At 71.4% G+C, this 25,523-nt stretch carries 19 protein-coding genes; 13 read left to right on the forward strand and 6 right to left on the reverse strand.

All coding sequences use genetic code 11. The features are described 5' to 3' along the window. Nucleotides 1-6: 6 nt before the first annotated feature. Complete coding sequence (locus NQO67_RS29890) at nucleotides 7-2,022, forward strand: ATP-dependent DNA helicase (protein WP_255953441.1); 2,016 nt, start codon at nucleotides 7-9, stop codon at nucleotides 2,020-2,022. 193 nt (nucleotides 2,023-2,215) lie between these two features. Here the strand turns inward: NQO67_RS29890 and lexA are convergent, their stop codons facing one another. Further along, a complete protein-coding gene (gene lexA / locus NQO67_RS29895) occupies nucleotides 2,216-2,989 on the reverse strand; it encodes a transcriptional repressor LexA (RefSeq protein ID WP_255953442.1) in 774 nt (257 codons plus the stop codon). Between the two features lie 936 nt (nucleotides 2,990-3,925). Between lexA and nrdR the strand changes: the two genes are divergently transcribed. Together nrdR and NQO67_RS29905 are read left to right on the forward strand one after the other, a co-directional pair. After that, nucleotides 3,926-4,492, forward strand: a complete 567-nt coding sequence (gene nrdR, locus NQO67_RS29900; protein WP_255953443.1) for a transcriptional regulator NrdR — start codon at nucleotides 3,926-3,928, stop codon at nucleotides 4,490-4,492. 165 nt (nucleotides 4,493-4,657) lie between these two features. Continuing rightward, entirely contained in the window at nucleotides 4,658-7,570 is a 2,913-nt protein-coding gene (locus NQO67_RS29905) for a vitamin B12-dependent ribonucleotide reductase (RefSeq protein ID WP_255953444.1), read from the forward strand. Between the two features lie 142 nt (nucleotides 7,571-7,712). On the opposite strand, the gene NQO67_RS29910 is transcribed toward NQO67_RS29905, so the two are convergent. Further along, entirely contained in the window at nucleotides 7,713-10,496 is a 2,784-nt protein-coding gene (locus tag NQO67_RS29910) for a helix-turn-helix transcriptional regulator (protein WP_255953445.1), read from the reverse strand. Nucleotides 10,497-11,452: 956 nt separating this feature from the next. Between NQO67_RS29910 and NQO67_RS29915 the strand changes: the two genes are divergently transcribed. The 3 genes from NQO67_RS29915 to NQO67_RS29925 are packed head-to-tail and all read left to right on the forward strand — an operon-like array spanning nucleotide 11,453 to nucleotide 14,850. Further along, entirely contained in the window at nucleotides 11,453-12,667 is a 1,215-nt protein-coding gene (locus NQO67_RS29915) for a hypothetical protein (RefSeq protein ID WP_255953446.1), read from the forward strand. A 52-nt stretch (nucleotides 12,668-12,719) separates the two neighbouring features. Continuing rightward, complete coding sequence (locus NQO67_RS29920; RefSeq protein ID WP_255953447.1) at nucleotides 12,720-14,087, forward strand: glutathionylspermidine synthase family protein; 1,368 nt, start codon at nucleotides 12,720-12,722, stop codon at nucleotides 14,085-14,087. Then, a complete protein-coding gene (locus tag NQO67_RS29925; RefSeq protein ID WP_255953448.1) occupies nucleotides 14,080-14,850 on the forward strand; it encodes a class I SAM-dependent methyltransferase in 771 nt (256 codons plus the stop codon). The genes NQO67_RS29920 and NQO67_RS29925 overlap by 8 nt, the downstream gene beginning before the upstream one ends. 9 nt (nucleotides 14,851-14,859) lie before the next feature. Here NQO67_RS29925 and NQO67_RS29930 read toward each other — a convergent pair whose 3' ends face one another. Beyond that, the gene (locus NQO67_RS29930; RefSeq protein ID WP_255953449.1) at nucleotides 14,860-16,077 is read right to left on the reverse strand and encodes an FAD-dependent monooxygenase; all 1,218 of its coding nucleotides are present in this window, start codon (nucleotides 16,075-16,077) and stop codon (nucleotides 14,860-14,862) included. A gap of 214 nt (nucleotides 16,078-16,291) precedes the next feature. Here NQO67_RS29930 and NQO67_RS29935 point away from each other — a divergent pair, with 214 nt between their 5' ends. Then, the gene (locus NQO67_RS29935) at nucleotides 16,292-16,993 is read left to right on the forward strand and encodes a TetR/AcrR family transcriptional regulator (protein WP_255953450.1); all 702 of its coding nucleotides are present in this window, start codon (nucleotides 16,292-16,294) and stop codon (nucleotides 16,991-16,993) included. A gap of 75 nt (nucleotides 16,994-17,068) precedes the next feature. Here NQO67_RS29935 and NQO67_RS29940 read toward each other — a convergent pair whose 3' ends face one another. Next, a complete protein-coding gene (locus tag NQO67_RS29940) occupies nucleotides 17,069-17,599 on the reverse strand; it encodes a TerD family protein (RefSeq protein ID WP_374119195.1) in 531 nt (176 codons plus the stop codon). 394 nt (nucleotides 17,600-17,993) lie between these two features. Here NQO67_RS29940 and NQO67_RS29945 point away from each other — a divergent pair, with 394 nt between their 5' ends. From NQO67_RS29945 to NQO67_RS29955, 3 genes are all read left to right on the forward strand, one after another. Beyond that, entirely contained in the window at nucleotides 17,994-18,599 is a 606-nt protein-coding gene (locus NQO67_RS29945; RefSeq protein ID WP_255953451.1) for a YdbC family protein, read from the forward strand. A gap of 81 nt (nucleotides 18,600-18,680) precedes the next feature. Beyond that, entirely contained in the window at nucleotides 18,681-19,343 is a 663-nt protein-coding gene (locus NQO67_RS29950) for a histidine phosphatase family protein (protein ID WP_255953452.1), read from the forward strand. Nucleotides 19,344-19,356: 13 nt separating this feature from the next. After that, nucleotides 19,357-20,331, forward strand: a complete 975-nt coding sequence (locus NQO67_RS29955) for an ADP-ribosylglycohydrolase family protein (protein ID WP_255953453.1) — start codon at nucleotides 19,357-19,359, stop codon at nucleotides 20,329-20,331. 171 nt (nucleotides 20,332-20,502) lie between these two features. On the opposite strand, the gene NQO67_RS29960 is transcribed toward NQO67_RS29955, so the two are convergent. Next, nucleotides 20,503-22,050: an MFS transporter gene (locus NQO67_RS29960; protein ID WP_255953454.1), complete on the reverse strand. Its 1,548-nt coding sequence runs from the start codon at nucleotides 22,048-22,050 to the stop codon at nucleotides 20,503-20,505. A gap of 171 nt (nucleotides 22,051-22,221) precedes the next feature. Here NQO67_RS29960 and NQO67_RS29965 point away from each other — a divergent pair, with 171 nt between their 5' ends. The 3 genes from NQO67_RS29965 (at nucleotide 22,222) to NQO67_RS29975 (ending at nucleotide 24,408) form a co-directional block, all read left to right on the forward strand. Further along, on the forward strand, nucleotides 22,222-22,845 hold the full coding sequence (locus NQO67_RS29965) for a TetR/AcrR family transcriptional regulator (RefSeq protein ID WP_374119196.1): 624 nt from the start codon (nucleotides 22,222-22,224) through the stop codon (nucleotides 22,843-22,845). Nucleotides 22,846-22,973: 128 nt separating this feature from the next. Further along, the gene (rnhB, locus tag NQO67_RS29970; protein ID WP_255953456.1) at nucleotides 22,974-23,681 is read left to right on the forward strand and encodes a ribonuclease HII; all 708 of its coding nucleotides are present in this window, start codon (nucleotides 22,974-22,976) and stop codon (nucleotides 23,679-23,681) included. A 67-nt stretch (nucleotides 23,682-23,748) separates the two neighbouring features. Continuing rightward, complete coding sequence (locus tag NQO67_RS29975) at nucleotides 23,749-24,408, forward strand: hypothetical protein (RefSeq protein WP_255953457.1); 660 nt, start codon at nucleotides 23,749-23,751, stop codon at nucleotides 24,406-24,408. Nucleotides 24,409-24,588: 180 nt separating this feature from the next. On the opposite strand, the gene NQO67_RS29980 is transcribed toward NQO67_RS29975, so the two are convergent. Next, a complete protein-coding gene (locus NQO67_RS29980) occupies nucleotides 24,589-25,227 on the reverse strand; it encodes a hypothetical protein (protein WP_255953458.1) in 639 nt (212 codons plus the stop codon). Between the last annotated feature and the right edge of the window lie 296 nt (nucleotides 25,228-25,523).

A 25,523-nucleotide genomic window follows, 5' to 3' on the forward strand; every position in this document is an offset into this window, starting at 1 on the left:
CGGGCTATGACGAAGCCCTCACTCCCCGATCTCCTGCACGCCGCCGTCACCGCCGTCGGCGGCACGGAGCGCCCCGGCCAGGCGGCCATGGCCGAAGCCGTCGCCGCCGCCTTCGACGACGGCACCCATCTGCTGGTCCAGGCCGGTACCGGCACCGGAAAGTCGCTCGGTTATCTGGTGCCCGCGCTGGCGCAGGGGGACCGGGTGGTGGTGGCGACGGCGACGCTGGCCTTGCAGCGGCAGCTCGTCGAGCGCGATCTGCCGCGCACGGTGGAAGCGCTGCATCCGCTGCTGCGCCGCCGCCCGCAGTTCGCGATGCTGAAGGGCCGGTCGAACTATCTCTGCCTGCACCGGCTGCACGAGGGCATGCCGCAGGACGAGGAGGAGGGCCTCTTCGACCAGTTCGAGGCCGCGGCGCCCACCAGCGCCCTGGGCCAGGACCTGCTGCGGCTGCGCGACTGGGCGGACGAGACGGAGACCGGCGATCGGGACGATCTCAGCCCGGGCGTGTCCGACCGCGCCTGGTCGCAGGTCGCCGTCGCTTCCCGGGAGTGCCTGGGGGCCTCGCGCTGCACCTACGGCCAGGAGTGCTTCGCCGAGCTGGCCAGGGAGCGCGCAAAGCTCTCCGAGGTGGTGGTCACCAACCACGCGCTGCTCGCGATCGACGCCATCGAGGGCGCCCGGGTGCTGCCCGAGCACGAGGTCCTGATCGTCGACGAGGCGCATGAGCTGGTGTCCCGGGTGACCGGTGTCGCCACCGGCGAGCTGACTCCGGGGCAGGTCAACCGCGCGGTGCGCCGGGCCGCGAAGCTGGTCGACGAGAAGACGGCGGACCAGTTGCAGACGGCGGCGGAGGGCTTCGAGCGGTTGATGGAGCTGGCGCTGCCGGGCCGCCTGGAGGAGATCCCCGAGGACCTCGGATACGCCCTGATGGCGCTCCGGGACGCCGCCCGCAACGTGATCTCCCGGCTGGGCGCGACCCGGGACGCCTCGGTCCAGGACGAGGACGCGGTGCGCAAGCAGGCGCTGGCCTCGGTCGAGTCGGTGCATGACGTGGCCGAGCGGATCATGCAGGGCTCGGAGTACGACGTCATCTGGTACGAGCGTCATGAGCCCCGCGGCGGAGGCGGATACCGGATCGGCGGGGCATCGCTGCGGGTCGCCCCGATGTCGGTGTCGGGCCTGCTCCGGGAGAAGCTCTTCCCGGACCGCTCGGTCGTCCTGACGTCGGCGACGCTCAAGCTGGGCGGTGATTTCAACGGGGTGGGGGCCTCGCTGGGCCTGGCTCCCGAGGGTCTGGCGGGTACGGCCGGGTCACAGGCGGAGGAGCTGCCGGTCTGGAAGGGCATCGACGTCGGTTCGCCGTTCGACTACCGCAAGCAGGGCATCCTCTATGTCGCCCGGCATCTGTCGCGGCCGGCGCGTGACGGCGATCGTGGCGACATGCTGGATGAACTCACCGAGCTGATCCAGGCGGCCGGCGGCCGGACGCTGGGGCTGTTCTCGTCGATGCGGGCCGCGCAGTCGGCGGCCGAGGCGCTGCGCGGCCGGATTCCGGAGTTCCCGATCCTGCTCCAGGGCGAGGAGACCCTGGGGGAGCTGATCAAGAACTTTGCGGCCGATCCGAAGACCTGCCTGTTCGGCACGTTGTCGCTGTGGCAGGGGGTGGACGTGCCGGGTCCGGGCTGCCAGCTGGTGGTCATGGACAAGATCCCCTTCCCGCGGCCGGACGATCCGCTGATGAGCGCCCGCCAGAAGGCCGTGGAGGAAGCGGGCGGCAATGGCTTCATGGCGGTCGCTGCGACGCATGCGGCGTTGCTGATGGCGCAGGGCGCGGGCCGGCTGGTACGCGCTTCGGGGGACCGTGGCGTGGTCGCGGTGCTGGACCAGCGCCTGGAGACCGCGCGCTACGGCAGCTATCTGCGGGCTTCCCTGCCCGACTTCTGGTACACCACGGATCGCAGCCAGGTGCGTCGCTCCTTGGCCGCCATCGACGCGGCGGCAAAGCAGAACGACGCATGAGTAAAGCCGTGAGTAAAGCTGAACGACGCATGAGGACCGAAACGAATGACGAATGACGGGTAGGGACGGCGAGGGGAGCGCGCGAGCCGGCGAAACGGCACGTGGGTAGCGCACCGAGGTGCCGGGATGCCCCCGGGCAGAGACAGACCCCGGAACCGGCGCAGGGGTTCCGGGGTCTGGTCGGGGTGGGGTGTCACACGCGCCGCAGCACGGCTACGACCTTGCCGAGGATGGTGGCGTCGTCGCCGGGGATGGGCTGGTAGGCGGAGTTGTGGGGGAGCAGCCATACGTGGCCGTCTTCCCGCTTGAAGCGCTTGACGGTGGCTTCGCCGTCGAGCATGGCGGCGACGATGTCGCCGTTCTCCGCGACGGGCTGGCGGCGGACGGTGACCCAGTCGCCGTCGCAGATGGCGGCTTCGATCATCGAGTCACCGACGACCTTGAGCACGAACAGCTCGCCGTCGCCGACGAGTTGCCGGGGCAGGGGGAACACGTCCTCGACGGATTCCTCGGCGAGGATCGGCCCACCGGCGGCGATGCGCCCGACCAGCGGGACGTAGGACGCGGCGGGCTTGCCGGCGGTGTCGGTGGGCTGGACGGTGGGCTGGTCGGATCCGCGTACCTCGTAGGCGCGGGGCCGGTGGGGGTCGCGGCGCAGGAATCCCTTGCGCTCCAGGGCCATCAGCTGGTGGGCGACGGAGGAGGTGCTGGAGAGGCCGACGGCCTGCCCGATCTCACGCATGGACGGCGGGTAGCCCCGGCGCTGTACGGAGTCCCTGATCACCTCGATGACCCTGCGCTGCCGGTCGGTGAGCCCGGAGCTGTCCGCCCGGATCCCTGGAGGCCGGCCCGGCAGGGAGCGTGCGGGTCGTGGGCCGTCTGGGGATGTCGTGGCGTCGTTCATGGCGTGTGCCGGGTCGAGTCGATCCTGGGCAGTGATGATGGCACTGTCGGTGGTGGTGGTCACGTCGGCCCCTTCTCGAATGTTCTCCCTGGCTGGCACAACGGTAGTTGCTTTCGAAAGGTTGCGCCAAACACACGTTCGAGTGAAAAATTCTGGATTGCCTTACGCGATCAAGGCTTTCGGTGTATAGCCCGACGTCAGGGCCATCGGGCAATTCGGCTGAATGCGGTACGATCCAGCGGCCGCAGCCGAAAGCGCCTTCGGGGGATCCGCTCGGCGTGACGGAGTCGTGACGGCATTCAGTCTGCCATTCGTGCGGCCGTCCGTAAGTGACCGGGTCCCTTGGGAGGCGGCTCCCGCGCTCTGATAGCAGTAGGGGGCGCCCTCGACAGGGCGCGCGCGTCGTCATCCGGCGGCGCCTGGTCTGCCCGTGCGGGTGGTCCGGTCGTACGTGCGCGTCCGCCGTGGCGTGCGGCGCCTGCGGGCACCGGGTGCGCCCGTCGCGCTGGTCGTGGGCTCGCCGTGCCCGTGTCGCGGGTCCCGGCGCCCTCCTGGGCTCCGGGGATGCGTCACGCGCGCGGTCACGCAGCGTGCTCGTGAGGGTGCGGTCGGCGTGGTGTGCCGGTCCGCCCGCGAAGGCGGTGCGCGGGCATCGCGAGGAGGTGCCCGCGAGGCGCTCCGAGCAGCTCCCGGCGACCGGTCGCGCGCCCGCGCGGCGGGCGCCCGCGGGTACGCTCGGCAGTCGTCCGTGCACCGTGCGGTGCCGCCCGCAGGCCCGCTTCCGGCGCGACACGCGGCGCGACATGCGATGGCGCAAATTTTGCAGTCAGCCACCAGATCTAGTGGTTGGATTGCATCAGCAGCCTAGAAGTTGTGGTCCCGGGTCTTCCTGGCTCCGGATCATGGCCTATGCTTGGTGCTGCTTCGGGGAGGTCTCAGGCGCGATCCAGACCCTCCTGCGAAGCCGTGTAGTCGTGCCGTGAGGGAGGGATGGAAGCGATGCACTGCCCCTTCTGTCGGCACCCCGACAGCCGCGTCGTCGACAGCCGTACGACCGACGACGGCACCTCGATCCGCCGGCGCCGCCAGTGCCCGGAGTGCTCCCGCCGGTTCACGACCGTGGAGACGTGTTCACTCATGGTGGTCAAGCGCAGCGGAGTGACGGAGCCCTTCAGCCGCACCAAGGTCATCAACGGCGTCCGCAAGGCATGCCAGGGGCGGCCGGTCACCGAGGACGCGCTCGCCCAGCTCGGGCAGCACGTCGAGGAGGCGGTACGGGCCACCGGAAGCGCCGAGCTGACGACACACGACGTCGGTCTCGCCATCCTCGGCCCGCTGCGCGACCTGGACCTGGTGGCCTTCCTGCGGTTCGCGTCGGTCTACCAGGCGTTCGACTCGCTGGAGGACTTCGAGACCGCCATCGCCGAGCTACGCCGGGAGCGGGTGGCCCGGCACGCCGAGGACGACACCGGCGACCCCGCCCATGACGCCGACGGGGCGCATCGGGCGGCAGCGGACGACCCCGGGGGGACCGCCGAAGTCCCCGCGCCGGCCACCGCCGACTGAGCCGACCGCACGGCCCACGGGGGCGGGCCGTCCGGGAGACCGGACACGGCGGTGATCAAGACCTGTCGGGGGCGGCAAGAGCGGCGCCACCGGCACATGACAGAAACACGTGCCCGGGAAGAACGGGGCACTTCGGGGCGTTTTCGCCCAGTACAGGGAGGCGGCATGACAGAGACGACGAGCGGCCCGGCACGCGGCTCGGAGACGAAGAAGGCCAAGGCCGGCAAGGGAATGCGTGTCCAGCGCATCCACACCACTCCCGGTGTGCACCCCTATGACGAGGTGGCCTGGGAGCGTCGTGATGTCGTCATGACCAACTGGCGCGACGGCTCGATCAACTTCGAGCAGCGTGGCGTCGAGTTCCCTGGCTTCTGGTCGGTGAACGCGGTCAACATCGTCACCAGCAAGTACTTCCGCGGCGCCCTCGGCACCCCGCAGCGCGAGACCAGCCTGAAGCAGCTGATCGACCGCATCGTGAAGACCTACCGCGCGGCGGGCGAGCAGCACGGCTACTTCGCCACGCCCGCCGACGCCGAGATCTTCGAGCACGAGGTGGCGTACGCCCTTCTGCACCAGATCTTCAGCTTCAACTCGCCGGTGTGGTTCAACGTCGGCACGAAGCAGCCCCAGCAGGTCTCCGCCTGCTTCATCCTCTCCGTGGACGACTCCATGGAGTCGATCCTGGACTGGTACAAGGAAGAGGGGATGATCTTCAAGGGCGGCTCGGGCGCCGGCCTGAACCTGTCCCGGATCCGCTCCTCCAAGGAACTGCTCTCCTCCGGGGGCAACGCCTCGGGCCCCGTCTCCTTCATGCGCGGCGCCGACGCCTCCGCCGGCACCATCAAGTCGGGCGGTGCCACCCGCCGCGCCGCCAAGATGGTCATCCTCGACGTCGACCACCCCGACATCGAGGGCTTCATCGAGACCAAGGTCAAGGAGGAGGAGAAGATCCGCGCCCTGCGCGACGCGGGCTTCGACATGGACCTGGGCGGCGACGACATCACGTCCGTCCAGTACCAGAACGCCAACAACTCCGTCCGGGTCAACGACGAGTTCATGAAGGCCGTCGAGAGCGGCGGCAGGTTCGGCCTGCGCGCCCGGATGACCGGCGAGGTCATCGAGGAGACCGACGCCAAGAAGCTGTTCCGCAAGATGGCCGAGGCCGCGTGGGCCTGCGCCGATCCCGGCATCCAGTACGACGACACCATCAACCACTGGCACACCTGCCCCGAGTCCGGCCGGATCAACGGCTCGAACCCGTGCAGCGAGTACATGCACCTGGACAACACGTCCTGCAACCTCGCCTCGCTGAACCTGATGAAGTTCCTCAAGGACGACGGCAAGGGCCGCCAGTCGTTCGACGCCGAGAACTTCGCCAAGATCGTCGAGCTGGTCATCACCGCGATGGACATCTCCATCTGCTTCGCGGACTTCCCGACCCGGAAGATCGGCGAGAACACCCGCGCCTTCCGCCAGCTCGGCATCGGCTACGCCAACCTGGGCGCCCTGCTGATGGCCACCGGGCACGCCTACGACTCCGACGGCGGCCGTGCCCTCGCCGGTGCCGTGACCTCCCTGATGACCGGCACGGCCTACCGGCGGTCCGCCGAACTCGCCGCGGTCGTCGGCCCCTACGACGGCTACGCGCGCAACGCCTCCGCGCACCGGCGCGTCATGAAGCAGCACGCCGACGCCAACGCCACGGCGGTGCGCATGGACGACCTGGACACCCCGGTCTGGGCCGCCGCGACCGAGGCCTGGCAGGACGTCCTCGCGCTGGGAGCGAAGAACGGTTTCCGCAACGCCCAGGCATCCGTCATCGCCCCGACCGGCACCATCGGCCTGGCGATGTCCTGCGACACCACGGGTCTCGAGCCCGACCTGGCACTGGTCAAGTTCAAGAAGCTGGTCGGCGGCGGCTCGATGCAGATCGTCAACGGCACCGTGCCGCAGGCGCTGCGTCGCCTCGGCTACCAGGAGGAGCAGATCGAGGCGATCGTCGCGCACATCGCCGAGCACGGGAACGTGATCGACGCGCCCGGCCTGAAGCCGAAGCACTACGAGGTCTTCGACTGCGCCATGGGCGAGCGCTCCATCTCCCCGATGGGCCACGTCCGGATGATGGCGGCCATCCAGCCGTGGATCTCCGGCGCGCTCTCCAAGACGGTCAACATGCCCGAGGACGCCACCGTCGAAGAGGTCGAGGAGATCTACTTCGAGGCCTGGAAGATGGGCATCAAGGCGCTCGCGATCTACCGCGACAACTGCAAGGTCGGCCAGCCGCTGTCCGCCAAGAAGAAGGACGTCAAGAGCACGGCGGAGCAGGAGAAGGCGGAGATCGCGGAGAAGGCCGAGGACACCATCCGCGGTGCGGTGGAGAAGGTCGTCGAGTACCGCCCGGTCCGCAACCGGCTGCCCAAGGGCCGCCCCGGCATCACCACCTCCTTCACGGTGGGCGGCGCCGAGGGCTACATGACGGCCAACTCGTACCCGGACGACGGCCTCGGCGAGGTCTTCCTGAAGATGTCCAAGCAGGGCTCCACCCTGGCCGGCATGATGGACGCCTTCTCGATCGCCGTCTCGGTGGGCTTGCAGTACGGGGTGCCGCTGGAGACGTACGTCTCGAAGTTCACCAACATGCGCTTCGAGCCGGCCGGCATGACGGACGACCCGGACGTGCGGATCGCGCAGTCGATCGTCGACTACATCTTCCGCCGTCTCGCGCTGGACTTCCTGCCCTTCGAGACCCGTTCCGCGCTCGGCATCCACTCCGCCGAGGAGCGCCAGCGGCACCTGGAGACCGGTTCGTACGTCCCCGGCGAGGCCGACGGCGACCTGGAGTCACTGGCCCAGTCGGCACCGCGCCAGGGCGAGTCCCTGAAGGCCGTCGGTGTGGAGAAGGACGCCCAGGCGACGAAGCCAGCACCCCAGCAGGCGCACACCAGCGCCGAACTGGTCGAGATGCAGCTCGGCATCCAGGCGGACGCCCCGCTGTGCTTCTCCTGCGGCACGAAGATGCAGCGGGCCGGGTCCTGCTACATCTGCGAGGGCTGCGGCTCGACCAGCGGATGCAGCTGAGGTAGGGCGAAGCTCGCGTCGGACTGGTCGGAGCGCACCATCCGACGCGGGCCCGGACAGCCAGCTGACCAGCACCACACCAGGGGATCGGCCGTCGGCCGGTCCCCTGGCGGCGTACGGGCCGGGGCCACCCGCACGGGGACTACGGGGCCTCGGACAGGACGTCACGGAGCTGTGCGCGGGTGGTGACGCCGAGCTTCGGGAAGATCTGGTACAGGTGCGAGCCGACGGTGCGCGGTGAGATGAAGAGCCGTTCGCCGATCTGCCGGTTGGTCAGCCCGGCGGCGGCCAGGCGCGCGATCTGGAGTTGCTGCGGGGAGAGTTCGGCCAGGGCCGTCGACACCGAGGTGGTCCTCGCCGTGCTGACGCCCGCGGCGCGTAGTTCCGCCGCCGCACGTTCGGTCCAGGGCCGGGCACCGTAGCTCTCGAAGACTTCCAGGGCAGCCGCCAGCTGCGGTCGGGCGGCCTTCGTCCTGCGCTGCCTGCGCAGCCACTCGGCGTAGTCCAACCGGACCTGGGCCCGTTCGAAGGGCCACTGGTCCCCGTCGGGGTCGGCCAGCGCGGCTCGGAAGTGGCGTTCGGCTCGGGACGGCTCGCAGAGCAGCGCGGCTGCACGGTGCAGCAGGCTGGTGAGCCGCGCGGAGGCGTTGCCGCCCACGTGCCCGCGGACGGCGGTGAGCACGGCTTCGGCTGCCGCGGTGCGCCCGGAGCGTACGGCGGCGCCCGCCAGGTCGGCGACGGCGTAGGGCGAGAAGTGGTAGTGCAGCGGTGCGCACCCCGGCTCGTGACCGAACAGCGAGCGCAGGTGCCGGTACGCCGTGTCGTGGTCCCCGTCCGCGACGGCGGCCATCCCGAGCACATGGCGGCTGCGGGCCAGCAGCGCGAGGGAGTTGCTCATCTCGACGCTTTCGACGGCCTCGGTCACCATGGCACGCGCCTGCTCGGCGTCCCCTTGCAGCGCGAGCAGGGAGGCGTGCAGCAGCGGGTTGGAGACGGTCACCACCTCGAGCCCGGCTTCGACGGCGGTGCGGGCGGCCTCCTCCATGGTGCTGCGGGCCGCGGTCCAGGCGCCGCGCTCGACGAGGGACAGCGCAAGGCACTGCGCGACGGTGCCGTTGCTGCCCGCCGTGGCGGTGTGCCGTAGGTGCTCCATGGCCCTGCCCAGCAGGCGTACGGCCTCGTCCGTCTCGTCCAGCACCCAGGCGGCGCCGCCGAGGACGACCAGTTCGCCCAGGGCCAGCTCACGTTCCCGAGCCACCCGGCGCAGCGCGGGCAGCACCCGGGCGCGGCTGCCGAAGGGGTCGCATCCGGCGTACGTCCAGATGAGGTCGACGTTGTCCTCGTGTCCGACGATGCGGTCCGCGATGTCCAGGACCGCCCGGCGGTGCTGCGGGTCACCGGAGTTGTAGGCGGGTGGCGTCGCGGTGCCGAGGGCGTCCAGGGCGCCCTCGGGGTCCGCTTCGACGGCTTCGCGTGCGGCGGGCAGGAGGAATCCGAGCGAGTCGGCGTAGCGGGTGGTCACCGCCAGTGCCCAGCCGGCCCGGCGCGACGCCTCCGACACCAGAACGGGATCGTCGGTGAGCGTGGTGACCCGGGCGGCGATGTCTCCCACCCGGCGTGGATGGCCGGCGAACATGGCCAGCGTCGCGGCGGCCGCCAGGCGCCTGGCGCGTTGCTCCGGCTCGGGGGTGAGCTGGGCGGCGCGTTCCAGCGCGCGGGCACCGGCGATGTAGCCGCCCCGTAGCCGGCTCCGGTCGGCGGTGCCCTCCAGGGCCGCGGCGATCTGCTCGTCGGTGCCGATGGTGGAGGCGGCCAGGTGCCAGGCCCGCCGGTCCGGTTCGTCGGCGAGGGCGGCGGCCAGGGCGCGGTGTGCGGCGTGCCGGTCGGTCAGTGCTGCCGCCTGGTAGACGGCGGCGCGTACCAGCGGGTGGCGGAACCGGATCCGGCCTTCCACGATCCGTACCAGTCCGGCGTCCTTGGCCGGTCCCCATGCGTCGACCCCGGTGTTGGTGCGGGCGGCGGCGTGGACGGCCGTCAGGTCGTCGCTGCCCGCGGCGGCCAGGAGCAGCAGGCGTCGGGTGGGCTCGGGCAGCGCGGACAGCTGTGCGGTGAAGATGTGCGTCAGCCGGTCGGGCAGGGACAGTGCGGACTGCTCCGGCCCGTCCTCGTCGGCGTCGGGCTGCTGCGCGGCAGCCCGGCTCAGCTCGATCAGGGCCAGGGGATTGCCGGCCGCCTGGTCGAGGATGCGGGCGCGGGTCCGGTCCGACGGAGGGTGCGGCTGGTGGTCGAGGAGTACGCCCGCCGTCCTGCGGTCGAGGGGCTCCACCGGAAGTCGGACGAAGTAGGCGCGGAACTGGTCGGGCAGCGCATTGCCGCGGGCCGTCGCGAGCACGGCGATCGGCTCGCCGGCCAGGCGGCGGGCGATGAAGGCGAGCACGTCGAGTGACTCGGGGTCCAGCACGTGCACGTCGTCCACGGCCACCAGCAGGGGCTGCCGGGCGGCCAGGTCCGAGAGCAGGGTCAGCGCTCCCATATACATGAACAGCCGGCTGGATTCGCGCGCGGCCGGCGACGTGCCGTCGCTGCCGGGCTCGCCGAGTCCGAACACCTGCCGCAGCGCGTCTCGTTGCCGCGGTGGCAGGGTCTCCACGTCGGGCAGTACCGGCCGCAGCAACTGGTGCAGTCCGGCGAAGGCCAGCTCCGACTCGTCCTCGCTGCCGTGCACCCGCAGGATCCGCCGCCCGTCCCGGGCCGCATCGGTGGCGGCCCGGTCGAGCAGCGCGGTCTTGCCGACGCCCGGCTCTCCGACGAGAACCAGCATGTGGAGCCGGTCGGCGGCGGCGCGCCACAGTGACCGGATGCCGGCCAGCTCGTCGTCGCGGCCGATGATCTCCGGGCCGTCCACCAGCGATAACGGGTCGTCCATGAACGTATTCCTCAGGCGCGTTGTCGCTGCCGGCGACATCGGTGTCCGAAGCCGGATGCGGAACGACTCCTCGGCGTCACGGCCGCCCCGTCCCGCGACCGCGGCGGGCGCCGTGTGGTGCATCCCTGTGCCGTCGAGACAGCGGACGGTGTGCAGGTCACGGAGGTCGCATCCGGTACGGAACGCTGCAACGTGACCAGCACAGGATAGCCGTCGTCGTGCCCCGTCGGTTGCAGAGTGCCGCCCGACTCCACCAGGTGCGTGCGCGAGATGCGCCCGGTGCAGGAGGCGCCGGTGGGGTGGTGTGCGCCCGCGGGCCGCGGCTCAACCCGTCGAAACGCCAGTCGTGTGACTGATGCCGGTAGGCAGCGTCGAACCGCACAGTCGAGTGAGCCGGCGGCCGGTCCGAAGGCCCCGGCACACGGCCATGAGCAGCCACTGGCCGGTCGTCACGGACGAAAGCGAGGCGGCACTCCCGTGCACTTGGACCATCCCTTCACCGGCATCCGGAATCCGTCGGACACCCGACCGGCGGGCGACCGAGAGACCCCTTCGGCGTCACCGCTCGCCCGACCGGGCGTGATCACCATGCCGGGCGGCCACACACCGGCGGGCCCGGAGCCCGCCGCGCCGACCGCGGGCATCGGAGCGGACGGCGGGCACGAGCACGACGTCCACCCGGGGCACCACCTCGCCGGGCCGTACATCCGCAGGGCGGCGGCGTACCCGCTGCACGCCGTGGCCGCCGGCGGCCCGCGTCTGCGCCGGGTCCTGCCGTCGCCGTGGAGCGTCGCTCCCCAGGGGACAACGAGCCGTCGGCGAGGGATCGGTGGGAGACCGTGACTCCGCACAGCTCGCCCTTCTCATCGAGCCCGCCCCCTTCGGACCAGCGGGAACAGCACCGACTCAGGCGGGAACACCTGAAGGGAATCCCCTTCACCTGGACGCCGGAATGGGTGAGCAGCCCGATCATGCTCACTCCCCAGGCCTACCGCGAGCTCTGCGATGTGGCCGTCCGCTGCGTCGCGATCCTGGAGAAGAGCTTCCGCTCCCTGGGCACCACCCCCGCCGCACGCGCCCGACGGCTCGGCGTCGACTGGGACGCGTACCGGGCGGCGCATCCGTACTTCCTGCCGGACCCCGCGGAAGAGCTGTGGTCGGCCGCCGTCGCCCGGCCTGACCTGGTGTTCTCCGACACCGGTCCGAAGCTGCTGGAGGCGAACATCGGCACCGCCCTGGGCGGCGTGGCGCAGTGCGATCTCCTGCGGTCCTTCTGGGCGGGCCCGTCCGGGATGGCGTTGTCGAGCGACGACCCCAAGGTCATGGAGGGGCTGGCTCGGCTGGTTCTGGAATACGCGCGTGCGACGGGCGTGGAGCCGCGGGCGGCGCTCCTCGGGCTGCCCGAGTACCAGAGTCCCGACGCGCGCGGCGGCTATCGCTTCGAAGCGGCTGCCCTCAGGGCGCGCGGCATCGATGCCGAAGCCGTGGGACCGGGCGAACTCCTGAGGCGGATGGCCGCGCGGCCCGGTTCACCGTGGCCGCTGGCCCTGCGCAGGAACCGCCCCGACCGGTGGAGGAGTGCACGGCTCGGCAGCACGCCGCTGCGCCGGCTCGTCGCCCGGGGATGCCACGTCCTGTGCCCGCAGTCCGCGTTCCTGATGGCGGACAAGCGGCTGCTGGCCCTCGTGTCGACGGGCCGGGTGCCCCTGGACCGGGAGGAGGCGGCGTTCGTCGAGCGCTACGTGCCGTGGACCCGAGCCGTCCACCCCGGCACGGTCGCCTACCAGGGCGACGTCATGGCGATGGAGAAGCTCCTGCTGGCGCGGCGGGACGCGTTCGTGCTGAAACGCGGGGCCGGCCGGGGCGGCGTCGAGGTCATCGCGGGCCGTGAGCAGGTGCCGGAGCGGTGGGCCGCGGCCGTGCGCGGTGCGCTGCACGCGGGCGACTGGATCGTCCAGGAGTTCCAGGACGTCGTGCCGGCCACGCTGCCGGTCGCCACCGCGCAGGGCGCAGCGGGATCGCGCCGCTTCTCGGTCGTCCTCAGCCCTTTCGTGGTCCTGGGACGCACGCACGGATGCGTGACTCGGTGCCTGAACGCCGACGGACCCGCGGTCATCAGCACCACGGCCGGCGCCACCGCCAACATCGCCCTTCCGGCGGCCCGGACATGAACACCGAACGGCCATGCGGCCGTACACCACGACCGAAGGAGTGCACACACCGATGAACGCAACGGGAAACGGCACCGCACGCACCGAAGCGACGGTTCCGATGTTCGACGAGGAACGGTCGCTCCCCGCACCGGGGGCCACCGGCGGCGACCTCACGCCGGAACGCCTGGCGGCCCTGCACCAGGACGTCGTGGCGGCGGCCTGGCGGGAGGACCTCACCGTGCTGCGCGACGGAAGGCCGGTGCTCTATCCGATGCTGCCGAGCCTTCGCACCCTGACGACCGGGTTCGAGCGGCACCTCGCACGGAGCATGCCCCACATCACCTCGGCCTGGCGCAAGGTCATCACCGGATACCGCGAGAACCCCGAACTCAAGGAGTTTCTCGCCGTCCCCGACGCGCTCCGCCCATGGGTGGAGGCCTCGCCCGCGACGGACCATCGGGTGGACTTCTGCCGGTTCGACATGGTCGGCGGCAGCATCGGCACGGCACGCATCGTGGAGTTCAACGCGAACTGCCCCGGCGGTGCCCTGTTCACCAGCGCCTTTCGAAGGCTCTGGGCCGAGCACGGCGCGGTGAAGGAACTCTTCGACCGCTGGGGAGTCGCACGCGACGCATTACATGAGGGCGAGTGGTTCGCCCGGCTGCTGTTCTCCTCGACCGGTGCGACGAGCGGCGACACCGTGGCCCTCTTCCACCAGCCGGGCGGGAACACCCTGGAGATCGGGAAGATGCGCGCCATCCTGGAACAGGAGGACTGCCAGGTCGTCGTGACCCACCCGGCGGCGGGCGACTGGCGACGCCACGACGTGCGGGCCGGCTACCTCAAGTACGGAGTGCAGGCCGTACTGGCGGACGCAGCAGGGTGGAGGGCCTTCCTCCAGAGGGTGTCATCCGGCGCTCTCCCGTTGGTCAACCCGCTGCCCGGGCGGTGGATCGGCGACAACAAGCTCTGCCTCGCGGTCCTTTCCGACCCCCGGTTCCACCACCTCTTCAACGCCGCGGAGACCGAGGCGATCGGCCGGCTCATCCCGTTCAGCCGGAAGGCCGGCGACGGCGTCGACCACGGTGAACTCCTGCGCGACCGCGGCGCCTGGGTCATCAAGGGCCCGTACGACACCCAGGGCCGCAGCGTCCATGTCGGCGCGCAGACCGACCGGGACCGGTGGGCACGCATCGCCACGCGTGCGGTGCGCGAGGGATGGCTCGTCCAGGAGGCCGTCGACCCCTCCCGCATCACCTGGCACGGCAGGCGGGCCTACCAGGACCTGTCGGTGGTGTGGCTGAGGGGCCGCCCGAGCGGCTACATGTCCAGGATCAGCGAGAACTTCAAGGTGAACGTGGCCCAGGGAGGCGGGCGCCAGATGGTCTTCGGCAACGAGGCGGTGTCCTGGGCCGACGACACCGCGCCGCATGCGTGAGGTGACCCCGATGGGCGAGAGGTCCCCTTCGGGCATGTCGTTCGGCCGCAGCGCGGTGGATTACGACCGGTTGCGGCCGGGTCCACCGCGGGCCGCCGTCGACTGGCTGCTCCCGGGAGGCGGGGGCGGCGTGGTGGATCTGGCCGCCGGGACCGGCGCGCTGACCCGGCTGCTGAGCGCACGCTGCCGTCAGGTCACCGCGGTGGAGCCCGACGCCCGGATGCGCGCCGTGCTGACCGATCGGTGTCCTGAAGTGCGCACGCTGGCCGGGTCCGGCGAGCACCTTCCGCTTGCGGACGCGTGCGCGCACGCTGTCCTGGTGTCCTCCGCGTGGCACTGGTTGGATCCTGCGCTGGCGGTTGTGGAGATCGCGCGGGTGCTCGTGCCCGGTGGGCGGTTCGGCGTGCTGTGGACGCGACGGGACGACGACGTCCCCTGGGTGGCCGAACTCGATGCGTTCGTGCGCGGGCTGGTCCGGGACATCCCGCTGCGGGAGCCCTGCTACCAGGTCGATCTGCCGGACGGGGCACCGTTCACCGAGGTGCGTACGTGCGTGGTGCGGGGCACGGTCGAACGCACCCCGGAGGAACTCGTCGGCCTCTACACGACCTACGGCTTCTTCCTCCGGCTGCCGGAAGCCGAGCAGCGGCGGGTACGCGCGCGCCTGGCGGACCACGTCGCCCGTCACCCGTTGCTCGCCGCTGCCTCGCGCGTCGCGCTCCCCCTGCGCAGCGTGTGCTGGCGCGCCACACGCACCGGCTGAACCGGCAGGTCAGAGCGCATACTCCGGGAGGTCGGGCGTCGTCGCCAGTGAGGTGCTGCTCGAGACCAGCAACCGCTGTGCCGTGCGTGTCCTGAACAGGGAGTTGCGGACCCACAGTCCGGTGGCGCTGGACGGCGCCAGGAACTGGCCGGGGTTGGCGCCGCGCTGCCACCGGCCGGCGTATCGCCGCATCCGGTGTTCGTAGGCGGGCAGCGCGGTTCGGTGGTCGCCGCGGGCGGCGGCGAGCTCACCGGCCAGGACGTAGGCGCCGACGAGCCCGGTGCCCACCCCCATGCCGCCGAGGGTCACGCCCCAGGCGGCGTCCCCGAGCAGGGCGTACCGGCCGGTGGTCCAGTGCGGCATGCGCACCCGGCTGATCGAGTCGAAGTACAGTTCGGACGCGTCCTGGAGGGTGCCGAGCAGTTGAGGGACGTGCCAGCGCAGGCCGGCGAAGGCCGCCGCGATGCACTCCTTGTGCCGGTCGGTGTCCTGCCAGTCGTGGTCGACCGGGGGAGCGGCGAAGACGACGAACGCGCCCGCCCGGTCCGGGTCGCGCCCGTCGGCCGCGACGCTGGCCATCCGGCCCGGCACGTTGTACTGCTCGGGGGTGGTGCCGGCGCCCAGGTCGTTGGGGAAGTCCCAGCCGGCCAGGCAGTAGCCGAGGTGCTTCACGAAGTCGCGCTCCGGGCCGAAGGCGAGCCTGCGCACCCCGGAGTGCATGCCGTCGGCGCCCACGACGAGGTCCACGGTGCGCGGCGCGGACCGGGCGAACTCGACGTGGACGCCCTCGGCGGTCTCCGTCAGTCGGGTGATGCGGTCGCCGAAGACGTACTCGGCGCGGTCGGCGCTGTGTTCGTAGAGGACCCGGGAGAGGTCGCGGCGGAGCACCTCGATGTCGCCGCCGGCGAAATCGGCGGGCAGGGTGAAGATCTCCCGGCCGTGCTCGTCCACGCACCGCATGGCGCCGCCGTGGGTCTGTAGGGCGCGCAGTTCGTCGAGCACGCCCATCCGCGCCAGCACCCCCAGGTGCGTCGGTCCCCGGAAGTCGACGGCGAAGCCGCTGGTGCGCAGCGCCGGTGCGGTCTCGACCACGGTGGTCCGTGCGCCGTACCGGGTCAGCCAGTACGCGAGCGCCGGTCCTGCCACTCCGGCACCCGAGACCAGGATGCGCATGCCGTGCAGTGCGTCCTGGCCGCTGGTCCTGCCGGTCCCCCGGTCAGTCGTCATGTCTGTCTCTTTCGTCGATGCCCGCCCGCGGAAGAGGTCGGCGGCGTGCGCAGCCGTCCCCGTGGCCGGGTGCAGATTAATTGTGTCCGACGGACACAGTGTACGATAGACACAGTTAATCGCCGGCGGCAAGACGGATTCGCCGGTGCCGCGGACGGACAGCAGGGGAGCGGGCATGGCCGGCGGAGAGGCGACGGGGCGTCGGACGGATGCCATGACCTTGCTCTGGGAGCGCCAACCCGTCCCGAGGCGCGGCCCCAAGCCGGCCCTCGACCTGGACGCCATCGCGCGGGCCGGCATCGCCGTCGCCGACGCCGAAGGGCTGGCCGCGCTGACCATGCAGCGCGTCGCCGCCGCGCTCGGCGTCACGAAGATGGCCCTCTACCGGTATGTGCCGGGCAAGGAGGAGCTGGTCGCGCTCATGGTCGAGACGGGCATCGGGGAGCCGCCGAGCCTCGCCGACGGGTCGGAGGGATGGCGCCCGAAGCTGGACACCTGGGCGCGGCAGATGTTCGAACGGTTCCGGCGGCACCCGTGGGTGTCGGAGGCCACCGTCGGGGCCCGGCCCATCGGCCCGTGCGAGTTCGGCTGGATGGAACAGGCGGTCGTGGCGCTCTCCGGTACCGGCCTGGACGGCGGCGAGAAGCTCGACGTGGCGGCGACGCTCGCCGGGCATGTGCGCTCCCTGTCCCAGCAGGAGGCCGCCGTGGGCGAGGGCGCGGAGAGCGTCGAGGGGGCGATGACCGCGGGGCTCGGCGCGCTCGTCCAGGACCGCATGGATCGATTCCCGGCGCTCAAGGAGGCGTTCGCGTCCGCCGTGGCCCACGGCTCGCAGGACAACGCGCTGGACTTCGGCCTCGCCCGCATCCTGGACGGCGTCGAACTGCTCGTGGCCCGCCGCGGCCGGCAGGCGTGAGCACCGGTGGGCGCCGGCCGCGGCGGCGCTGCGGCCGGCGCCCGGCGCCCGACGGGTGACCGCCCCCGGGTGGGCTCAGAGCGTGCTGTGGCCCATCATGCTCGCGAACGAGGCGGGGTCGGTGTCGAAGCCGCGCACGGTCGGGTGCAGGTGCCACGCCCCCGACGGATCCCGGGTGAACTCGGCGATCACGGCGGCCGTCGCGCCGGCCGCCGCGGCGAAGTCGCCCTCGGCCAGCTCGTTGTCGTCCGAGCGGATCCGCAGGCCGGTGCCCTGGACGTCGCCGAACGTCAGCCGCCGCTCCGACTGCTGGATCGCCACACCCACCAGCACCCGCACGTACCGCGGTGCCAGGCGGTCCAGCTCCAGCGTCATGACCTCGTCGAAACCGAGGCCCTGCCCCGTGCGGCTGTCCCGGTTCAGCTCGATGGTGCCGTCCGGGGAGCGGCTGTCGAAGTGCACCAGGTAGTCCGGGGCGCCGTGCGGGTCGTCCGCCGTGTAGGTGGCGGCGACGAGGTCGAGGTCGTGATCCGGCTCGTCCAGTGGGCTGGGGTCCCAGCGAATGGCGACCTCGACCTTGTCCAGCCCTTTGTTGAGACTGTTCATCGAAAATTCCCCCTTCTTCTGTCGTCTCCCCGGCCGGGCCGAGCGGTAAGCGATCGTGGGCGAACGGTTGGTGGGGTGGGCGGCGGTCGGATGGGCGAGGGCGGGGGCGGGGTCATGGATTCGGCCAGGGGACGGGGCGCGGGTCAACTGGCGCGTCGCGTGCGGCTTTTGTCCATGATGCCATGCGCGCCGGAGTCACCGGTGCCTTGATCGCGTCGAAAATGCCCAGGTGGGCGCATGGTTTCGGACAGCGTGCTGGAGGGGGACCGATAGCGGGGGAGCTGAGGACGGACCGTCCGCCCGGGGCGCACGCCCCGTGGCGTGCACACCGATGCGAAGGATGGACTCCGTCGAGAGTGACCGGCGCCACGTGGTTGGGCTTTACCATGGCGCGGTGCTGGTCAAGTGGATTCGCTGCACCGTGGTGGACCGTAGGGGTTTCGAACGGGGGCAGCGGAAATGGGCGGGGCTTCTGGGCGAGCCGGGCTTTCGCGGACAGGGCGGCGGCTGGAGCCGGACCAGGCCGCAAGTGGCGCACATCTTCTCCTTCTGGGAGAGCCGGGCCTTCTACGACTCCTTCATGGCGCGCTCCCATGACCGGCTCGCGGCAGCCCAGTCCGGCACCCACCGGGACATGCAGACCAAACTCTTCGACCACCGGTTCGACGTGAAGACCGGGTTCGAACCGCGTTTTGCGGACACCGACCTGGTACGGGTCGCGCACTGCCGCGTGCACGCCGAACGGGCCGAGCACTTCGCGCTGATGCAGGAGAAGGTGTGGAACCCCGCCATGGCCGGTTCACCGGGAATGGTGCGCGGCCTGTTCGGCGAGGCACCGGGCCCCGAATTCATGGTCCTGTCCATGTGGCGGTCGGCGGCCGAGCACGGGAAGTACCGGGCGGAGCGGGTGGAACGCCTCTCCCTGCGCGCCCAGACGGAGGCGGACGTGGCCGCCCTGACCGGCGACATCGTCGAACTCGAACCGTCCTGGACGGTGTGAGGGCGGCGTCGACGGGCGGCTGGCGCGCCGCCGCGCCGGCACCGACGGGTGACGGGCCACGGCCGAACTAGAGTCGTCACCATGGCACGACCACGCCGCATCGTCCTCGTCCGGCACGGCGAGTCCCAGGGAAACGTGGACGACACCGTGTACGAACGCGAGCCGGACCATGCCCTGGCGCTCACCGACCGGGGGTGCGGGCAGGCCGAGGCGCTCGGCAAGGAGCTGCGTGCGCTGTTCGGCCGGGAGCGGGTCAGCGTCTACGTGTCGCCGTACCGCCGCACCCACCAGACCTTGCAGCTGCTCGGCCTCGACCCCGAGCTGGTACGGGTGCGCGAGGAGCCGCGGCTGCGCGAGCAGGACTGGGGCAACTGGCAGGACCGGGACGACGTGCTCCGGCAGAAGGAGTACCGGGACACCTACGGGCACTTCTTCTACCGCTTCGCCCAGGGCGAGTCGGGCGCGGACGTGTACGACCGGGTCGGCGCCTTCCTGGAGAGCCTGCACCGCAGCTTCGCCGACCCCGACCACCCGCCGAACGTGCTGCTCGTCACCCACGGACTGACCATGCGGTTGTTCTGCATGCGCTGGTTCCACTGGACGGTCGCCGAGTTCGAGGCGTTGTCCAATCCGGGCAACGGTGAGACGCGGGTGCTGGAACTCGGTGCGGACGGCAAGTACACCCTCGACCGCCCCTTCGAGAAGTGGCACGAGCCACGGTCGTACGGGGCGACCAGCGATTAAAGTGGCAGGTGATATGACCTCCGACTTCCCTCCCTCCGCTGCCTCCTCCTCTGCCGCCTCCCCGCCCGCGTCCCCCGCCGTTTCCGGACCCTCGTCCGATGTCGCCGCCTGCACCGAGCGTGCGCTGGCCAGTCTGCGGGGACTGTCCGTCGGGGACGCCCTCGGCTCCCAGTTCTTCGTGCCCGTGAACCGCCCGTTCCTGGAGCGCCGCGAGCCGCCGCCCGGTGACTGGCAGTGGACCGACGACACGGAGATGGCCTGCTCGGTGCTGGCCGTGCTCACCGAGCACCAGCGCATCGACCAGGACGTCCTCGCCGCGTCCTTCGCCCACCACCATGACTTCGACCGTGGCTACGGGCCCGCCGTGAACCGGCTGCTCCGGCTGGTCAGGGAGGGCGGCGACTGGCGCCGGCTCGCCGCGGAGCTGTTCAACGGCCAGGGATCGTGGGGGAACGGCGCCGCGATGCGCATCGCGCCCCTGGGGGCCTGGTACGCGTACGACCCCGAACAGGCGACGCATCAGGCGGAGATCTCCGCCTACGTCACCCACCAGCACCAGGAGGCCGTCGTCGGCGCCATGGCGGTGGCCGCAGCCGCCGCCCTCGCCGCCGATCCGGCCGGTCCGCCCGCGCCTGCGGCGCTGCTGCGCGACGTCCTCGCGCTCATCCCGCGCAGTGCGGTGGCCGCGGGGCTGCACCGGGCGAGCGAGATGCTCGACTACGAGGACGCGGCGACCGTCGCGGCCGTCCTCGGCTGCGGGCGCCGCACCTCGGCACCCGACACGGTGCCGTTCGCGCTCTGGTCGGCGGCCCGCGGTCTGCGCGACTACGCGCAGGCATTCTGGGCGACCGCACAGGTCGGCGGCGATGTGGACACGACCTGCGCGATCGTCGGGGGGATCGTGGCGTCCGGCGCCCCGGGCGCCCCGCCCGCGCCCTGGCTGGCCCGGACGGAGACCCTGCCGGACTGGCTGCCGACGTCGCGGTAGAACGGCCGAAGCCGGGTCCGCGCCCCCTCGCTCTCAGGGCGCGACCCGGCTCCGACACCGATCCCCGTACCCGTGGTGCCGCCCCCTGCGGCCCCGGGCATCCCTCCGGGGATCTCTCCGGCCTGCGCCGCAGGGGCCCCCAACACCGCTCCCCTGCGCCGCAGGCGTGCCTCATCCGCCGGCCGGACCGGCCGCGCCCGCCAGGGCCTCCAGGTCGCTCTTGCGCACCCGGATGACCATCAGTGCGGTGATCATGGCCAGCACGGCCATGGCGACAGCCGGCACGAAGGCGGTGGAGATGCCGTGGGCCAGCACCTCGTGGCTCCAGGGCGCCGGGAACTGGTGCGTCTTCGCGAACGCCGCCTGCTGCTGGGGTGTCGCATGGGCCATGAAGTCGGGCAGCTGCTTGGTCGCCTCGTCACGGCTGGCCGTGCCGAAGACCGTGGTCAGGATGGCGAGGCCGATCGACCCGCCGACCTGCTGGGTGGCGTTGAGCAGGCCCGAAGCGGCGCCCGCCTCGTGCTGGGCCACGCCGGAGACCGCCGTGAGGGTGAGGGTGACGAAGTTCAGGCCCATGCCGAAGCCGAACACCATCATGGGGCCCAGCACCCCGCCGAGGTAGGAGCTGTCGGGACTGATCATCGTCTGCCAGCAGAGGCCCACCACGGCGATCAGCGTGCCCGAGACCATGAACGGCTTGGGGCCGAGCACCGGCAGCAGGCGCTGGGACAGCCCGGCGCCGATCGCGATGACCACGGTCACCGGCAGGAAGGCCAGACCTGCCCGGATGGGCGAGTAATCCAGAACGTTCTGGACGAAAAGTACGATGAAGAAGAACATGCCGAACATCGCCGCGGCCAGGCTGAGCATGATCACATACGTGCCGGAGCGGTTGCGGTCGGCGAACATCCGCAGGGGCGTGATCGGTTCCCTGGCGCGGCTCTCGACGGCCGCGAAGAGCAGCAGCAGCACGACCGCGGCGCCGAACGAGCCGAGCGTCAGATCATCGCGCCAGCCCTGCTCGGACGCCCTGATGAAGCCGTACACCAGCGCGACCATGCCCAACGTGGAGGTCAGGGCGCCCGCGATGTCGAAGCGGCCGGAATGGCGCTCCGACTCGGCGATGTAGAGCGGCGTGAGGAAGGCGATCGCGATGCCGATGGGCACGTTGACGAAGAGCACCCACCGCCAGTCGAGCCACTGGGTGAGCATGCCGCCCGCCAGCATCCCGATGGCGCCGCCGCCCGCGGAGACCGCGGCGAAGACACCGAAGGCGCGGTTGCGCTCGGGGCCCTCCGGGAAGGTCGTCGTGACCAGCGCCAGCGAGGTGGGCGAGGCGATGGCGCCGCCGACGCCCTGGAGGACCCGCGCAGCCAGCAGCTGCCAGGGCTCCTGGGCGAGTCCACCGAGCAGCGACGCCAGCGTGAAGAGCAGGATGCCGGTCAGGAAGACCCGGCGACGCCCGAGGATGTCACCCGCACGACCGCCGAGCAGCAGCAGACCGCCGAAGGTGAGGGTGTAGGCACTGACCACCCAGGTGAGATCGGTGGTCGAGAACTGGAGTGCGGTCTGGATGTGCGGGAGCGCGATATTCACAATCGTCGTGTCGAGTACGACCATGAGTTGGCACGCCGCGATGACGGCGAGTGCGATGCCGGGCCGCGCCGACCGGCGTGTCGTATCGAGCTTCGGGTCGTCGAGCAAAGGAGAGGTTGTCACAATTGGGTCCCCCACAAGTGCGTTAGTGAACGGTCACGTTCACTGTCGCGCCCTACGGTAATGAGTCCCCAACAGTGAACGCAAGCGTTCACTGGAGCTGCCGGCTGGGCGTGTCTGTCACCGCTCGTGCGAACAACGGATGTTCAACGGAAGTGCAACGGAGAGTCACCGATGGTTACTTCGCGTGGGACGGCCCCCTCCCCAGGTCCGTCCGTCATGCGTCGCCGCGGCGCCGTGCTGGAGAGCGCGATCCTCGAGGCGGCGCTGGATCAGCTCGGCACGGTCGGTTGGAACGGCCTCACGATGGAGGGCGTGGCCACGAACGCGCAGACCGGCAAGGCCGCCGTCTACCGCCGCTGGCCCACGAAGGAGGAACTGGTCGCGGAGGCGTTGAAGCGTGCCCTGCCGACGCTCGACCGGGCGCCTGATCTCGGCAGCGTCCGCGCGGATCTGCTGGCGCTCTGTCACCAGGTGCGCGACGCGATGTTCTCGCGCCCCGGCTTCGCGCTCCGCGCCGTCCTTCACGAATGCGACATGTCGACGGCCGAGCGGTTCCACCGGGTGATCACCGACGGGGTCGTCCACCCGACCGTCGAGCTGATCGAGGAGGTCGTGCTCCGCGGCGTCGAACGGGGCGAGGTGCGCCCGCAGGCCGCGCACTCCTACGTCTACGACGTGATGCCCGCGATGCTGATGTACCGCTCGAAGGTGTGCGCGAGCGAATGGGAGGCGAAGGACCTGGAGGAGATGGTCGACTGCCTCATGCTTCCGCTGCTGCTGCCGCGATCCGACTGACGCGGCGGGGCGCGGACGGGGCAACTCCGTGGCCGCGGTGGGGTGTCGGGGCACCGGGCGGCGCGGCGCCGGGCAGGGCCGGGGCGGTTGCCCGCACGGGAACCCGGCGGCGTAGGCTGAGACCTGTCATGGCGTACGAACCACCCACCCACACCGTCGAGCGCTCCCTTCGCGCCACCACCGGAGCGAAGCTCGTCGCAGGTATCGACGAGGTGGGACGGGGGGCGTGGGCAGGCCCCGTCACCGTGTGCGCCGCGATCACCGGACTGCGCCGGCCGCCGGACGGCCTCACCGACTCCAAGCTGCTCACCGTGAAGCGGCGCACCGCCCTCGCGGAGATCCTTCAGGGTTGGGTCACCTCGCACGCCCTCGGGCACGCGTCCCCCGAGGAGATCGACGACATGGGAATGACCGCGGCCCTGCGGCTCGCCGCATCGCGGGCCCTGGACGCGCTGCCGGTACGCCCGGACGCCGTGATCCTCGACGGGAAGCACGACTACCTCGGGGCGCCCTGGCGGGTCCGTACGGTCATCAAGGGGGACCGCTCCTGCGTGTCCGTCGCCGCGGCGTCGGTACTCGCGAAAGTGGCGCGCGACACAATGATGGCGGAACTCGGCTCAGACCATGCAGAATTTGATTTTGCGGTCAACGCCGGCTACCCGTCGCCGGTGCACCAGGCCGCGCTGAAGGAATGGGGCCCCACCCCATACCACCGGCTCACGTGGGCGTATCTTGATGCGCTGCCCCAGTGGCGGCACCTGAAGAAGGCCCGCGCCTGGGCTACCGGAGCCATCCCCGCGATCGAAGGCCAGCTCGGCTTGGAACTCGACGTCTGACGCTCCGTTCGCACTTGTGTGCCACCCGCCGGGGCGATACGCAACGGCGTTTGATAGATATCCACTCATGCCTCTCATACCCGAGGAGCCTCAGATTCACGAGAGTGCGCAGGGTTCCCGCGCCGCCTCGGCCAGCGGCCGCAGCGCGCCGACCCCTCGTCCCGTACCCGGTCCGCGTCCCGCACCCGCGCCGCGACCCGGCCGGCCGGGCCCCGCCCGGCCGAAGCCGCCCGCGCAGCGTGCGCCGCGCGAAACACCGGCTGTCACGTCGGTGCCGGCCGCCCCGGCACCGTCCCCCTCATCGACCTCGTCCACCGTTTCCGCCCCCGAGGCGTCGGCGCCGCAGATCCAGCTGGTTCCGGCATCCGTCGAAGGCGCCCTGGACGCTGCGGAAGAAGCCGTCGACCTGCTGTTGGAGTCGGGTCGGGCGCCGGGCGACGTCCTGGTGATCACGACCGGCGACCCGCACCCCTGGGCCGCCCATGAGCTGTCCTTCGGTGCGGACGCCTACTGGGCGCAACACGACGCCGGCGACGACGTGTTCTACGCCGCCGCCGCCGACGTGGCGCGTGCCGAGCAGCGTTCCGTGGTCGTCGTCGCGGTCAACGGTGGGTCCGATGAGTCCGCCGCCACCGCCCTCCCGCTCGCCCTCAGCCGGGCAGGCGCCCTGCTGATCGTCTGTGGTGACCCGCAGCGCATCAACGCGGTGCTGGGCGCGGGGGTCTGAACCCCGAAGGGCCGGATCCCGGACACCGGGGACCGGGACCGGACCTAGGTCGTCAGGTGCCTCGGACGTCCGAACCCGGGTGCTGAACCCGGACTTCGGTCGCCGGGGCGCGTCGGCGCAAGTGGGGGCACCTCCCACGCCCTTAAGGCAGTGGGGGAGTGCACCGGGGGCGCGCCGCGCTCAGCGGGCCGCCGCGCGGCGCTGGACCTCCGAGGCCCCGCCGCCGGCGCGCGGCGGGGGTGACTCGGGGCCGCCCAGCGGTTCCGGTGACGATGCCGCGTTGGGCCGCCGCCCGCCGCGCCCCTCACCCATGACCTGCCAGCCGTCCCCGGTCAGCGTGATGTAGGCACCGCACCGCAGCCCGTGCAGCGTGCAGGCGTCCCGCAGCCCCCACATCCACGCACCGTCCTCCTCCGTCCAACGCGCGTCCCCTTCCCGGCAGTACATCAGTACCGCCGTACGCACCGGCGTACGGCGCCTGAGGTCGTGCGGTATCACCCGGCGCAGCTGCGACAGCAGTGCGTTGCGGAACATCCAGCCGTCCGGGGGCGCCGGTCGTCGAACGAACGAGGCGCTGGCATTGAGCCGTTCCTCGGGGTCGAGGACGGCCACCACGGCCATCGTCAACGTGGGCCGGTGCCGGGAGTGCAGCCCGCTGACCACCTCGCGCGGACTGCGCAGCAGCGGAATGCCCGCGGTGGCCCACTGCGCCGGTTCCAGGAAGCGGGACGTCTGGTGGGTGGAGTCGGCGGACAACTCGGCGGTCTTCGTGTACGGCGAGGCTGGGTCCGCCGTGGCCGGAGTGAATCCGAAGGCCATGGTTCTCCCTTCGGCAACGCACGAGACGGGCGGGGGCGAGGGCCTCTCGTCCGGATCATGCTGGGCTCGCCAGCCGTCTTTCCGTTCGAGAGACCCTGAGTCGTGGGGGAGCGCACCACGGACAGCCCGTTCCGGACCTCGGACGGGTCGCGCGGGAGCGAGGACAATTCTTCCCTTCGTACAGGCTTGCGGCAACGAGCAAGCGCCGCGTACGTCGTCTTCCGGGCAGAGAGATCGGACCTACCCGCGGTCCGCGGACCCTATGCACCGTTCTCCTCACGCTGAGTGAGGTGGCT

The sequence above is a fragment of the Streptomyces odontomachi genome, assembly GCF_024435355.1.
Taxonomy (GTDB): Bacteria; Actinomycetota; Actinomycetes; order Streptomycetales; family Streptomycetaceae; genus Streptomyces; species Streptomyces odontomachi.